14 protein-coding genes are annotated in these 14,025 nt (G+C 63.6%); 6 read left to right on the forward strand and 8 right to left on the reverse strand.

From position 1 onward, the window contains the following. Positions 1 to 10 precede the first annotated feature (10 nt). The 8 genes from LCF60_RS13725 to LCF60_RS13760 form a co-directional block, all read right to left on the reverse strand. Positions 11 to 763 carry an ABC transporter ATP-binding protein gene (locus tag LCF60_RS13725; RefSeq protein ID WP_292292497.1) on the reverse strand — a complete coding sequence of 251 codons (753 nt, stop codon included), beginning with the start codon at positions 761 to 763 and terminating at the stop codon, positions 11 to 13. Next, entirely contained in the window at positions 760 to 1,623 is an 864-nt protein-coding gene (locus LCF60_RS13730; protein ID WP_292292498.1) for an ABC transporter ATP-binding protein, read from the reverse strand. The genes LCF60_RS13725 and LCF60_RS13730 overlap by 4 nt, the downstream gene beginning before the upstream one ends. Beyond that, entirely contained in the window at positions 1,620 to 2,534 is a 915-nt protein-coding gene (nikC, locus tag LCF60_RS13735) for a nickel transporter permease (RefSeq protein ID WP_292292499.1), read from the reverse strand. Before nikC ends, LCF60_RS13730 begins: the two co-directional genes overlap by 4 nt. Beyond that, complete coding sequence (locus LCF60_RS13740) at positions 2,531 to 3,592, reverse strand: ABC transporter permease (protein ID WP_292292501.1); 1,062 nt, start codon at positions 3,590 to 3,592, stop codon at positions 2,531 to 2,533. The genes nikC and LCF60_RS13740 overlap by 4 nt, the downstream gene beginning before the upstream one ends. Then, positions 3,593 to 5,188, reverse strand: a complete 1,596-nt coding sequence (locus LCF60_RS13745) for an ABC transporter substrate-binding protein (protein WP_292292502.1) — start codon at positions 5,186 to 5,188, stop codon at positions 3,593 to 3,595. A gap of 25 nt (positions 5,189 to 5,213) precedes the next feature. Continuing rightward, a complete protein-coding gene (locus tag LCF60_RS13750; RefSeq protein WP_292292503.1) occupies positions 5,214 to 6,263 on the reverse strand; it encodes a dipeptidase in 1,050 nt (349 codons plus the stop codon). A 234-nt stretch (positions 6,264 to 6,497) separates the two neighbouring features. Continuing rightward, on the reverse strand, positions 6,498 to 7,325 hold the full coding sequence (locus LCF60_RS13755) for a sulfite exporter TauE/SafE family protein (RefSeq protein WP_292292505.1): 828 nt from the start codon (positions 7,323 to 7,325) through the stop codon (positions 6,498 to 6,500). A 243-nt stretch (positions 7,326 to 7,568) separates the two neighbouring features. Then, positions 7,569 to 8,255 (reverse strand): fumarylacetoacetate hydrolase family protein, encoded by a 687-nt coding sequence (locus LCF60_RS13760; protein ID WP_292292507.1) that lies wholly within the window; start codon positions 8,253 to 8,255, stop codon positions 7,569 to 7,571. Between the two features lie 188 nt (positions 8,256 to 8,443). Between LCF60_RS13760 and LCF60_RS13765 the strand changes: the two genes are divergently transcribed. The 6 genes from LCF60_RS13765 to LCF60_RS13790 form a co-directional block, all read left to right on the forward strand. After that, positions 8,444 to 9,127, forward strand: coding sequence for a FadR/GntR family transcriptional regulator (locus LCF60_RS13765; RefSeq protein ID WP_292292508.1), 684 nt, complete (start codon positions 8,444 to 8,446; stop codon positions 9,125 to 9,127). Between the two features lie 192 nt (positions 9,128 to 9,319). Further along, on the forward strand, positions 9,320 to 10,312 hold the full coding sequence (locus LCF60_RS13770) for a 4,5-dihydroxyphthalate decarboxylase (RefSeq protein WP_292292509.1): 993 nt from the start codon (positions 9,320 to 9,322) through the stop codon (positions 10,310 to 10,312). A 1-nt stretch (position 10,313) separates the two neighbouring features. Next, on the forward strand, positions 10,314 to 11,099 hold the full coding sequence (locus LCF60_RS13775; protein ID WP_292292511.1) for a sulfite exporter TauE/SafE family protein: 786 nt from the start codon (positions 10,314 to 10,316) through the stop codon (positions 11,097 to 11,099). An 84-nt stretch (positions 11,100 to 11,183) separates the two neighbouring features. Beyond that, the gene (locus LCF60_RS13780) at positions 11,184 to 12,185 is read left to right on the forward strand and encodes a tripartite tricarboxylate transporter substrate-binding protein (RefSeq protein ID WP_292292513.1); all 1,002 of its coding nucleotides are present in this window, start codon (positions 11,184 to 11,186) and stop codon (positions 12,183 to 12,185) included. A 73-nt stretch (positions 12,186 to 12,258) separates the two neighbouring features. Beyond that, positions 12,259 to 12,771: a tripartite tricarboxylate transporter TctB family protein gene (locus LCF60_RS13785; RefSeq protein WP_292292515.1), complete on the forward strand. Its 513-nt coding sequence runs from the start codon at positions 12,259 to 12,261 to the stop codon at positions 12,769 to 12,771. Beyond that, positions 12,764 to 14,025 (forward strand): tripartite tricarboxylate transporter permease (locus LCF60_RS13790; RefSeq protein ID WP_292292517.1); only part of this gene is annotated, 1,262 nt, incomplete at its 3' end. The genes LCF60_RS13785 and LCF60_RS13790, both read left to right, overlap by 8 nt.

Consider the following 14,025-nt stretch of genomic DNA (forward strand, 5'->3'; position numbering starts at 1 on the left):
GGGGCCGCGATCAGCGGATGGAGTTGATCGAGCTTTCGAGCAGGTGTTTGGTATAGGGGGACTTGGCTTGCGAGCGGCGCATGTCCTCGACGGTCAGAACCTCTTCGAAGCGGCCTTCCTTCATCACGCCGATGCGTTCGCACAGGTGACCAACGACGCCCAGGTCATGTGAAACCATGATATATGTCAGCTTGTGTTCGCGGCGCAGATCGACCAGCAGGTTCAGGATTTCCGCCTGCACCGACACGTCCAGCGCCGAGGTCGGTTCGTCCAGCAGCAGGATCGACGGATCGCAGGCCAGCGCGCGGGCGATGGCGACGCGTTGGCGTTGGCCGCCGGAAAGCTGGTGCGGATAGCGAAACCGGAAGCCGGGGCCGAGGCCCACATCATCGAGCAGTTTGCCGATGCGGGTGTCGATGTTCTGAACCCCGTGCAGGGTCATCGCCTCGGACAGCACGCGGTCGACGGTCTGGCGCGGATGCAAGGAGGCATAGGGGTCCTGAAAGACCATCTGCACCTTGCTGTAGAAGGATTTGCTGCGCTTCGGTCCAAGGGTTTCGCCGGCCACCGTCATGTCGCCCGACCATGTCGGCACCAGCCCGGCGATGGCCCGCAGGATGGTCGATTTGCCCGATCCGCTTTCTCCCACGAGGCCGAAGCTTTCGCCATCGGCGACGTCGAAATTGACATCGCGCACGGCATAGGAGCGGTCCGCGCCCACGCCGAACCACACGTTGAGGCTCTTGACCGTGACCGCGCTCATTGCCGCGCACTCACGGACGGGGCCTCGCGCCAGGCTGGATCGCGTTTGAGCACCTCGAGGTGGTCGCGCGGGTGTTCCAGGTCGGGCACCGAATTCAGCAGTCCCAGCGTGTAGGGGTGTTGCGCGTTGCGCAGTTCGCTGGCCTTGCAGGTCTCGACGATGCGGCCCGCATACATGATGACGATGCGGTCACAGAACTTGGCCACGAGGTTGAGGTCATGGCTGATGAACATCAGGCCCATGCCGCGGTCGCGGACCAGCTTGTCGATGATGTCGAGCACCTGAAGCTGCACCGACACGTCGAGAGCCGAGGTCGGTTCGTCCGCGATCAGGATTTCGGGGTTTGGCAGCAGCATCATGGCGATCATGATGCGCTGGCCCATGCCGCCCGACACCTCGTGCGGGTAGAGGTCGTAGACCCGTTCGGGATCGCGGATCGCCACTTCGTCAAGCACCTCCAGCGCGCGTTTCTGCGCCTCGCTGCGCGAGACCTTTTCATGGGCGCGCAGGGCTTCGACAAGCTGCTGGCCCACGGTCATCACCGGGTTGAGCGAGAATTTGGGGTCCTGCATGATCATCGACACCCGCCCGCCGCGCAGCTTGCGCATGCGCTTTTCCGGCAGGGACAGGATGTCTTCGCCATGCACGTTCAGCCTGTCTGCCTCGATACTGCCCGGTGGCCGGATCAGGCGCAGCACGGCGCGGCCCGTCATCGACTTGCCGGATCCGCTTTCGCCCACGATGCCAAGCCGTTCCTTGCCCAGCGTGAAGGAAATTCCGCGGACGGCGTCAAAGACTCCCGTGCGAGTGCGGAACTTCACCCAAAGGTTTTCCACATCCAGAAGCGGCGCGTCGGTCATGAATTGTCCTCTTTCGGATCGAGCACGTCGCGCATGCCGTCGCCCAGCAGGTTGAAGGCGAGGCTGATGGCAAAGATCGCGATGCCGGGGATCGTGGCGACCCACCAGTGATCCAGGATGTATTGCCGCCCGTCCGAGATCATCGCGCCCCATTCCGGGCTGGGCGGTTGCGCGCCAAGGCCCAGAAAGCCAAGCCCCGCCGCCGTCAGGATGATGCCCGCCATGTCGAGCGTCACGCGGATCACCAGCGACGAGATGCAGAGCGGCCAGATGTGTTTCGTGACGATGCGGAATGGCCCTGCTCCCTGCAGTTTGATCGCGTGGATATAGTCGGAATTGCGGATGGTCAGCGTTTCGGCCCGCGCGATCCTCGCATAGGGCGGCCACGCCGTGAGCGAGATGGCCAGCACCGCGTTTTCGATCCCGGCCCCGAGTGCCGCCACGAAAGCAAGCGCAAGGATCAGGCGCGGGAAGGCCAGAAAGATGTCGGTCACCCGCATCAGCACCACGTCGATCCAGCCGCCCGCATAGCCGGACACCGTGCCGACGATCAGCCCCACGAGAGGCGCGACCATGACGACCAGCAGCACGATGTAGATCGAGATCCGCGCGCCATAGAGCAGCCGGGAATAGATGTCGCGCCCGAGGTGATCCGTTCCGAAGAAATGCCCGCCTTCGCCCGGCGCCAGGAGGCGTTGCCCCAGATCCTGTGCAAAGGGATCATGGGTTGCCAGAAACGGCGCGAAGATCGCGCAGAGGATGAGGAATGCCAGCACGAACAGGCCCAGCATCGCCAGCGTGTTGGAGCGCAGCGTCAGCCAGCCCTTGTACCAGGACGCGTATTTCGCCTGTCGGCGGGAGGTCGGCTCTTCGCTCAGGAGCCAGTCGCGCAAGCCTTGCGATGTGCTCATTTGGACCTCGGATCGAAGAAGCGGTAGAGAAGGTCGGAGAAGATGTTGATGCCGACGAAGATCGTGCCGATCACGATCGTGCCACCCAGCACCGAATTCATGTCATTCGCCAGCAGCGAGGTGGTGATGTATTGGCCAAGTCCCGGCCAGGCAAAGATGATCTCGGTCAGGACGGACCCTTCCAGCAGATTGGCATAGGCCAGCGCGATCACCGTCACCAGCTGGATGCGGATGTTGCGGAACGCATGGCCCCAGACCACCTGCCATTCACTGAGCCCCTTGACCCGTGCGGTGGTCACGTATTCCGACCCGAGCTGTTCGAGCATGAACGACCGCGTCATGCGGCTGATATAGGCAAGGCTGTAATAGCCCAGCAGGGACGCGGGCAGAATGATGTGCGAAAACGCGTTGCGGAACACCTGCCATTCGCCGCGCAGTGCGCTGTCGATGAGGATCATTCCGGTGATCGGCTCCACGATGCCCTGGTAGAAGATGCCAAGCCGGCCCGGACCGGCGACCCAGCCGAGGATGCCGTAGAACAGCAGAAGCCCGACAAGGCCGAGCCAGAAGATCGGCATGGAATAGCCGATCAGCCCGACGAAGCGCGCCAGCTGGTCGATCCAGCTGCCCCGTCGGACGGCGGCGATCACGCCAAGCGGCACACCCAGCACGACGCCGATCAGGGTGCCGAGCGTGGCGAGTTCCAGCGTCGCCGGGAAGACGCGCGCGATATCGGTCGTGACCTCCTGCCCGGTGCGGATGGACCTGCCGAAATCGCCCTGCAGCACGTCGGTGACGTAGATCCAGAATTGCGCCAGAAGCGGCTGATCGAGACCCAGATCGCGGAAGGTCTGGTCATATTGTTCCTGTGTCGCCCGTTCGCCGATGACGGCCAGAACCGGGTCGATCGGCATCACGCGACCGATCATGAAGGTCACGAACAGCAGGCCGAGGATGGTGGCAGCCACCGTCGCAACCGTGGCCAGGGTCTTTCTGACCCAGATGGGGACGGGCGGCCCGAGCCGCCCGCCCGTCTGATTGACGTTCTGATCCGCCATTTACTTGGTGATGACCCAGTAGGAGACAGCTGTTGTCGCGCCGCCAGCCACGAAGTTCTCGACATTCGACTGCATGCCGTTCTGTTCGATCTGCTGGAACATCACGCCGAACGGGCTGGTCTGCTGATGCTCGCGCTGAAGTTCGCGGTACATCTCGGCACGGGTCTCGGTGTCGTTTTCCACCACCGCGGCAAGGGTCTTTTCGCTCATCTCGGGGATGCCCCAGGCGTTGCGCCATGCCAGAAGGCCGGTGGCGCCCGCTTCATCCGAATTGTCGGGGTTGAATGCGAAGGTGCCCGCATTGGTGTTGGGGTCGGGGTAATCCGGGCCCCAGGCACCAAGATAGATGTCGTGTTCGCGCGCACGGTAGCGATCCAGCGTCTGCGCCCCCGTGCCGACGATCAGTTCGATGTCACAGCCCAACTGACCCCAGGTGTTCTGAAGCGACTGTGCTATGTCCATTCGTTCCTGCGCGTCGCGGACCGAAATCTGGATCGGACCACAGTCGGGATGTGCCGACTCCGCCAGCGCCGCCTTTGCCGCGTCCATGTCGTAGGTGAACGGCGTTTCCTCGAGCGCGCCAAGGAAGGTGCGCGGCAGGAAGGCCTGATGCACGGTGTACTGTCCCTTGAGGAACGAGTTCGACATGCCTTCGTAATCGGTTGCCAGCTTCAGCGCCTCGATGACCTTGGGGTCGGACAGCATCTCGTTTTTCTGGTTGGCCGAGAAATACATCAGGCGACCGCGCAGTTCGTCGACGATCTTGACGCTTTCGACATCCGACAGGCCCGCCACGTCCTCGGGCGACAGGTTGCGCGCGACGTCGATGTCACCGCGTTCCAGCTGAAGACGCTGAGTCGCGCTTTCCTGGATGTGCTGGACGATCACCCGCTCCATCGCCGGGGTTTCACCGCCATAGTTGGGGTTGAGGTCCATCAGGACGCTTTCGCTCGGCTTCCAATCCACAACCTTGTAGGGGCCGGAGCCGGCGGTGTTGGTGCGCAGCCATGCGTTGCCCATGTCGCCGTCGACGGCATTGGCCATGACGGTTTCCATGTCGACGACCCCGCCGATGGTCGCGGTCAGGCAGTTGAGCACGAAAGACAGCGCGTAGGGTTTGTCCAGCGTCAGCACCAGCGTGTTGTCATCCGGGGCCACGATGGTCTGTTCGACGTTTTCCGGCGTGAAGCCGAACTGCGTCAGGATGAAGGACGGTGTCTTGTTCAGCTGCACCGCACGACGCAGCGAGAATTCAGCGTCTTTTGCCGTCACCGGGTTGCCCGAGGCAAAGGTGTGCCCCTCGGCCATCGTGAAGGTGATGGTCATGCCGTCGTCGGAGATCTCCCAGCTTTCGGCCAGCTGCGGCTGAAAGCCCGCATCGAGGTCGAGCGGATCGAAGTTGACCAGCTTCTGGTAGACGTTCCGGCTGACATCGGCGCCCGCGAATTCAAAGCTTTCGGCCGGGTCGAAGGTCTTGATGTCGTCGATCCGGTTGGCGATGACCAGCATGTTGGGCGGCGTCTGCGCAAAGCTTGGCGCGGCGATGCCGACAGCCAGAAGTGAGGCAACCGCGGCTGCAACGAATGATGTTTTCATGGTGTAAGTCCCCGTTCAGGTTTTCTTATTCGCCCCACGTATGCCGCAGGACCCGTAGCCAGTTCCCATGCGTGACCTTGGTCATGAGACCATCGTCCACACCGTGAGACCGCAAGGCAGTGAGCAGGTTGGGCAAGCCCGCGCAGTCCCCGATCTGATCCGGGACAAGCGCCCCGTCAAAGTCGGATCCAAGGCCGACCCGATCCTCGCCAACGCTGCTGACGAGATGGTCGAAGTGTCGGAGCATGATGTCAAGCTGAAACTCGGAGTCCATCCGACCGTCGGGTCGCAGGAAGGCGCTGGCGAAATTTATGCCGACCATTCCATCGCTGTCGCGAATCATCGCCAGCTGCCGGTCGGTCAGGTTGCGCGAATGCGGGCAGACCTCCCAGGCGTTGGAATGAGTCGCAACCAGCGGCGCGTCGGTGATCCGGGCCACGTCCTCGACCCCCTTGGCATTGAGGTGTGACAGGTCGACCAGGATCCTGAGCCGGTTGCATTCGCGGATCAACGCCTTGCCGTCTTCCGTCAGGCCCGGCCCGGTGTCGGGATCGGACGGGTAGCGAAACGGCACGCCGTGGCCCCAGATCGTCTCGCGGCTCCAGACCGGGCCCAGCGACCGCAGCCCGCGCGCGTGCCATGCGTTCAGTTTTTCGAAGTCGCGGTCGATCGCCTCGGCGCCCTCGATATGGATGACGGCGGCCATCTCGTCGGCAGGCAGCGCCGCTTCGATTTCCTGCGCGGTGCGGCAGATGCGAACGGCCCCGGCGGCGGCAAGGTTGTCGATCTCGTCGAAACCGCGTTCGGTCCATTCCGTCGCCTCGGCTTCGTCCACCCGCGTCGGCAGCGCGATGTCGTAAGGCGGATTGCGCATCTCGTCATGGCGCACGGCCTTGTCGTCGGGGCTGGGCACGAAGATCGCGAACATCCCGCCGCCGAACCCGCCCGTCTGCGCCCGAGGTTTGTCGATATGCCCGTCCGACAGGCCGGAGGCCACGGCCTCGGCGGTCACGTCCCCGCGCAGCAGGCGCAGGACCAGGTCATTATGGCCGTCAAAGACGGGAAAGTCGGTCATGGTGTCTCCAGTTTTGGGTTGTCGCCGAACCACGTGGCGTCGCCTCTGACACAGGTGTCAAGGCGGCAGGGCTCATCCGGTTCAACCGAGATCGCGGGTGGGTCACATCGACGGGTTCGGGCTGATCATTCCGGAACATTCGGCAAAAACAGACCGGACCGCAATCCGGTTTCTGACCCGACGCGCCGCCATGCGCCACCCGCGTCGGGGCATGGCGGCGAACATGCCAGCAGGTCAGCCCACGAAGATCGCATAGAGGAACCGCAGGCAGACCAGCGCAAGGAACGTGCCGAAGGCGATCTCGAGCGACCGGCCGGACAGGCCATGCGCCATGCGGACACCCAGGTTGGCGGTCAGGATCGTCGTCGGCACGAACAGGCAGACCCCGATCAGCGAGACAAAGCCGATGGCGTCGGGCGGCAGGCCGGGTTGGCCCCACCCCGCCAGCATGTAGCCGATCGCCCCGGGCACCGAGATCAACACCCCGATGCCCGCAGAGGTCGCCACGGCCTGGTGAATCGCGCGTCCGTGCAGCGACATGATGATATTGGCGATCTGCCCACCGCCGATCCCCATGAGCGAGGCCAGCAGCCCGATCACCCCGCCATAGACCCGCAGAACCGGGCCGGTCGGCAGGTCCGGCGCGATATCCCAGAGCTTCGTCCCCGAGATCAGCTTGACCGCGTTCCCCCCGGCGACCAGCACGAAGATCACCTGGAAGACAAGCGGCGGCGCATAACGTGCGATGATCGCGCCCGCAACGACGCCCAGCACGATGGGGACGGCCCACGCCCGCAGCAGCGCGCCATCGACCGCGCCACGGGCCCGGTGGCTCAGCCACGATCGGATGGATGTGGGAATGATGATCGCCAAGGATGTTCCGACCGCCAGCGGCATGCGCGTGTCATCGGGCACGTCCAGCACGCCGAAAAGTTCGAAGAGCACCGGCACGATCAGCGCCCCGCCTCCGACGCCAAACAGCCCCGCCAGCACGCCGGTCAGCGCACCGGCGGCCAGAAGCGCAATGGCGATGATCAGGAAATCCGAGGAAAGCAGGTCCATCGGCGACACTCCTTGCTGTTCGCGCCGGCCCGTTCGGGAGCGGATGCCGGGCCGGGTGGTCAGGACGGGCGGGACCGCGCGCGCAGGCCGGTCGGCAAAGCCGCGCCGCAAACGAACGCCGCTTTGCCCGCAAGGAGCAAAGGCCCCAGCCGGTCCGGATCAGCCCGGTCCTGCACCGTCGTCAGAAATTCTTCCGACCCCCGTGACAAGGGTCGGATCGGCGGCGCGTTGACTGCGTTGTGTTCAGTCGACCGTGACGGTCAGACTGCCCAGGCCATCGATGGACAGTTCCATCGTGTCGCCCTTCGAGACCGGACCGACACCCGAGGGCGTTCCCGACAGGATCACGTCGCCGGGGGCCAGTTCGAAATATTCGGACAGGTAGGAGATCATTTCCGGCACCTTCCAGATCATCTGGTTCAGGTCGCCTTCCTGGCGGACCTCGCCATTGACCTTGAGCTCGACCCGGCCCTCGTCGGGATGGCCGACCTCGGACACCGGATGCACCGGGCCGCAGGGTGCGGATTGCTCGAACGCCTTGCCGATCTCCCAGGGACGGCCCGCCTTCTTGGCCTGCCCCTGAAGATCGCGCCGTGTCATGTCGAGCGCGAGGCCGTAGCCGAACACGTGGTCCAGCGCAGCGTCCACGGGGATGTTGCGACCGCCGGTCTTGAGCGCCACCAGCATCTCTGCCTCGTGATGCACATCCGAGCTGTGCGGCGGATAGGGAAAGGTGCCCGACGGATCGAGGTTGTCGGGGTTCTTCTGGAAGAAAAAGGGATCTTCGCGATCCGGGTCATGACCCATTTCGATGGCATGCGCGGCATAGTTCCGCCCGATGCAATAGATGCGGCGGACCGGAAACACCGTGTCCTGTCCAGCCACGGGAAGAGCCACGACAGGCGGCGTTTCGATTGCGTATTGGGTCATGCGGTACTCCGGGTTCTTCATGAGGAATGACCGTGCTGTAGCCCAGTCAACAAGGCAAATCAATCTCGACCAACGGTCGCGTTGCAAGAAAAATCATTGATTGATCGCCCAATTTCGGCGTAGAACTTCCTAGAATCTCGCCTGATGGGGATAAATTGGTTGACCAATACAGGGCCCAATTGATGTTGATGAATGAAGTTTCGATGGATGCGGACGACGTTGTCGCCAAGCTTCGATCCTTTATCGAAGATGGCGGCTACAAGCCCGGCGACCGCCTTGACTCCGAACGCGAGTTGATCGTGCGGCTTGGCGTGACACGGGCGCGACTGCGCAAGGCGCTGGACACGCTGGAGCATGAAGGCGCGATCTGGCGGCATGTCGGCAAGGGCACCTTCATCGCGTCGCCGGTTGTGGCGTCCGGACCCGGCAACCTGGCGATTCTCAGCAAGCAGGTCACGCCGGTCCAGTTGATGCGCGCGCGCCTGGCGCTGGAACCGGCAATCGCCCGCGAGGCGGCGCTGCATGCGTCCGAAGAGGCCATGCGCCGGATGAAGGAGTGCCGCGACCGCGCCGTGGAAGCGCCGGACTGGGATGAATACGAGGCGCAGGACGACAATCTCCACAGGCTGATCGCCGAATCCACCGAGAATGTCCTGCTGCTGTCGCTGTTCGATCATCTGAATGCCGTGCGCAGGGCGGTGGCATGGAACACCGTGGTGCGCAGTTCAGAGCGCCCTGCCCGCACGCATTCGAGCTTTGCAGAGCATGACGCCATCCTGGGCGCCATCGAAGCCCGCGACCCGACAGCGGCACAGGCCGCCATGCGGACGCATCTGGGATCGGTCGCCGCGCGGCTGTTCGGGGAGGTGTGACCGCGCACGACACGGCGATGCGGGCAGCGTGAGCAAGCGGACCGGCCATTATCGACACGGAAGCAGTTCTTTGGGGAGGAGAGACATGTTTCAGACCAGACCGTCAGATTTGCGAGAAGCAGGCGATGCGGGTGTTCGGGCCGTCGCGGCCTGCCCCCGCCGGAACCGGGTTCTGCGCGAGGCGTCGCACCGGTGAACGACCTGACCCTGACATTGGCGACCTGGGACCATGACCGCGTGATGGCGCTGCATGACGGGCGCGTGACGGTGCCGGGCGTGACTTTGGACAGCCACATCCACCCCACGTCCAAGCTGTTCCCCTGGGCCGTGCAGGAGGCGAAGTTCGACATCACCGAGATGTCGGTGTCCAGCTACGTGCTTCAATTGTCGCGCGGCGGGTCGGATTACACCGCGATCCCCGCCTTTGTCAGCCGCGCCTTCCGACACAGTGGGTTCTTTGCCCGCGCCGGATCAGGCATCAAGAGCCCCGCCGATTTCGCCGGGCGTCGGATCGGCGTGCCGGAATACCAGATGACGGCCGCGCTCTGGATGCGTGGTATTCTGGCGGATGAATACGGCGTGGCCTGTGACGACATCCACTGGCGCACCGGTGCGCTGGACGAAGGCGTGCGCCGCGAACGGCTGGAACTGGCGCTGCCCGAGGGCATGGTGGTGGAGCCGATCACCGAGGGCGACACGCTTCAGGACATGCTCCTGCGCGGCGAGATCGACGGGCTGCTGGCCCCGAAACCGCCGCAGGCGTTCCTCGACAGCCATCCCGAGCTCGTGCGTCTGATCCCGGATTTCGAAGCAGCGGAACAGGCGTATCACCGCTCCACCGGATTTTTTCCGATCATGCACCTGATCGGCATCCGCAAATCCGTGGCCGAGGAACACCCCGACCTGCCCCGCGCGCTTTACGACGGTTTTGTCGAGGCACGCGATATCGCGATGGCGCGGCTGCGGTCGGTCTGGCTGGGCAACGCCAACCGCATGACCTTGCCCTGGCTCAACGCCGCGATGGAGCGGACGCTGGACAGCATGGGACCGGATTACTGGAGCTATGGTTGTCAGGCCAACATGGCCGAGATCGGCGCGATCTGCCGCTATTCACTGGATCAGCACCTTGCCGCCGGTCCCGTGGCGCCCGAAGCGCTGTTTCACCCGTCGGTTCTGGACACCTGAGATGATGGAGATGTGGCACGCAGGATTGGGATGGCCGACCGCAGCGACACTGGTCGCGTTCAGCTTTCTTGGCTCCTTCATCACCATCGCCTTCGGCATCGGTGGCGGCGCGGTGATGCTGGCGGTGCTTGCCACGCTGCTACCCGCGCCCGCCATCATCCCGGTGCACGGGCTGGTGCAGCTTGGCTCCAACGCGGGCCGCGCCGCGATCATGACCCGCTACATGCGGTTCGACCTGCTGGGGCCGTTTGCCGGGGGCGCCCTGATTGGCATTCTGCTGGGCGGATCGCTTGTCGTTCAACTCGAAGCGGGCTGGATCCAGGTCGGCGTGGGGCTCTTCATCCTGTGGTCGGTGGTATCGAAACCGCCGGCGTTCCTGCGTCGGTCCGGCATGATCACCGGAGTGTTCTCAAGCTTTCTGACCATGTTCTTCGGCGGCACCGGGCCGTTTGTCGCCACCTATGTGCGCGCGCAGGATCTCGACCGGCATGCCCATGTCGCGACCCACGCGATGTTCATGACGCTGCAACATCTGCTCAAGACATTGGCCTTCGGCATGCTCGGCTTTGCCTTCAGCCTCTGGGCCGGTCTGATCGTGCTGCTGATCGCCGCGGGTTTGCTGGGCACGCTGACCGGGCGGGTGATGTTGGCGCGCATCGACGACCGGCGCTTCCGGATCGTGCTGAACGTCATTCTCGCGCTTCTGGCGATGCGGCTCATCTATGCCGGCGCCACCGACCTCTATCTTGCCAGCGCTGCGCCAGCGCCGACAGGAGCAAGCAACTAACCCGCAGGGACAAGGCGCGACCCCTTCGGAGGACCACCAGCGCGCAGACGAATTTGTACATGAAAAACGGGAGGAAACGAAACCATGTCCATGAAACCCATCATCACGCGCCGGACCCTGCTGGGCACGGGCGCCGCCGCTGCTGCCATGACCCTTGCCACCCCGGGACTCGTGCGGGCCAACACGTTCCCCGACCGCAACATCAACGTCTATGTGCCCACCGCCGAAGGCGGCGGGGCCGACCGCAACTTCCGCGCCTTCTCGAGCGTGTGGAAGGACAAGCTGGGCACCGATTTCGAACCGGGATTCTATCCGGGCGCGTCGGGCCGTGTGGGCTACGAGATCTACATGGGGAAGGCCGATCCCGACTGCTACAACCTGATCTTCGGCAACATGGGGCCGGAGGTTCTGAACTGGGCGATGCAGGAACCCAGCTTCGACGTGAACGACTATTTCTACTTCGGTCAGGTCGACAAGGACCCCTGCTGCCTCTTCGTGGGTGCCGAAAGCCCGTTGCAGACGATGGACGACATCATTTCGGCGGCCAAGGAACGCCGCCTGAATGTCGGCACCAGCCGCATGGCGCACCCGGCCTCGATCGGGTTGCTGGCGCTGGGCGACAAGCTGGGCATCGACTTCAACCTGATCCCGCTTCAGGGCGGCAAGGGCACCGTGGCCGGAGCCGTGACCGGCGAGGTCGATTTCTCGGTCCTGACTTCGGGGTCGGTGATCGCGGCGGGTGACAGCGTCAAGACGTTGCTGGTCTTCGGTGACAACATCGTCGGCGAGGCGCTCGACAACGCGCCGAGCATCAATGACGCCTATGATATGGACCTGCCGGAAATGCTCTCGGCGCGGGCCTTCGGTATCCACAAGAAAGCGGCGGACGATCATCCCGACCGGTTCGAGATCCTGACCACCACCTTCAAGGAAACCTTCGACGATCCGGCCCTCATGGAAGCGTACGTCGCCAACCGCGGCCAGCCGGAATATCTGCAATATGCGGGGATCGAGGAATGCGCGGCGTTCAAGCAATCCATGCTCGAACTTGGTGCACGCTACAAGTCGCTGCTCAGCGGCGCGTAACCGCCCAACCGACCGGCAGCGCACAGGGCGCTGCCGGTCCCCCCTTCCAAATCGCAGACAGGACGGCCCATTCATGCCCTCGGACCATCACAAACCGCCACGCCAGATCGGTGGAGAGCTGGTTATTCCCATCATCGCGGTAGGCTTTACCCTCTACTTCTTCTCGTCGATCTGGAACTCGCCCTGGACGGCACAGGTCAGCGCTTTCATGGTCGGAGGCATCCTGCTTCTGGTCTGCGCGATCTTCTTCGTGCGCTGCGTGGTCTGGCTTCGCCGTGGTGAGGGCACATTGGGGTTCGGCAACCTGTTCACGATGGACGACATCCGCACCGGGCGCATCGGGCTTCTGGCGATGACGGTCGCCTATGTGATGTTCATCGACATGCTGGGGTTCACGCTGATGACCTTCGTCTTTCTGGCGGTCAGCATGCTGATCCTCGCCAAGGGCAGGAACGCGGCGTTCATCACGATGATCTCGGCGGCGATGGCCCTGACAGGCTGGGCAGTGTTCATCTGGGCCTTCGACACGCGGTTTCCGCGCGGCTGGTTCGAAACAACAATGCAGGCGGTGATGAGCAATGGATAGCGGTACAGCCTCGATCCTGACCGAGGTCTTTTTCGACACCATCGGCTATTGGTACATCATCATCCCGACGATCTTCCTGGGACTGATCGTCGGCGGGATTCCCGGCTTTTCGGCCGCGAACACCATCATCATCCTGATGCCCCTGACGCTTGCGCTTGATCTGCAATCGGGCCTGGTGTTCATGATCTCGCTCTATTGCGCGGCGCGCATGGGGGCGGGAATTCCGGCCATTCTCGTCAACATCCCCGGCACGGCGGGCGCGGCGGCGACGCCTCTGGACGGTTACCCGATGGCCAAGCAGGGCAAGGGCCAGCAGGCGCTGGCAATCTCCTTTGTCGCCTCGTGCATCGGCGGATTGCTCACGACGGTCATCGCGCTGGCGGCCATGCCGATCCTTGCGCGCGTCGGGTTCTATATGCATTCGGTCGAGATGATCGTGGTCATGCTGTTCGGCATTTCCCTGATCGCGTCGATTGCCGCACAGGACATGGTCAAGGGACTGATCGCGGGCTTTCTGGGGCTGATGATCGGCTCCATCGGCACCGACGTGGTCTATGCCACGCCGCGCGGCACCTTCGGGTTCCTTGAACTCTACGACGGGGTGCCGCTGATCCCTGCCCTTGTCGGCCTGTTCGCCGTATCCGAGGCGTTCGTGATCATCGAGAAGCGCGTGATCGTGAACCATGACAATGAACCGAGGGCGCCGAACTGGACCGACACGTTCGACGGGGTGCGCATCGCGCTCAAACGCTGGGTGCATATCATCTGGACCTCGATCATCGGCCTTGTCATCGGGGTGATCCCCGGCGCAGGCGCGTCGATCGCCAGCTTCGTCGCCTATCAGCAGTCGCGCAGTTTCTCCAATACGCCCGAGCTTTACGGCACAGGCCACCCCGAGGGGCTGATCGCGCCGGAAGCCGCCAACAACGGCGTCACCTCGGGCACGCTGGTGCCGCTTCTGGTGCTGGGCATTCCCGGCGGGGCGACGGCCGCGATCATGCTGGTGGTCATGCAGTTCCACGGCGTCAGCTTTGGCCCGTCGCTGTTCGAGGATCAGCCCAAGGTCGGCTACGGCATGTTCATGGCGATGGCGATCAGCTACGTCATCATGTTCCTGACCATCCTGCCGCTCAGCCGCTACATGAGCCATGTCACCACGATCCCGACGATCTACCTTGCCCCCATGATCATCGCCTTCACGCTGGTCGGCGGGTTCGTGCCGCGCGAATACATGTTCGACATGTATCTTGCGCT

Source organism: Marivita sp., from assembly GCF_020055635.1.
Classification (GTDB): domain Bacteria; phylum Pseudomonadota; class Alphaproteobacteria; order Rhodobacterales; family Rhodobacteraceae; genus Marivita.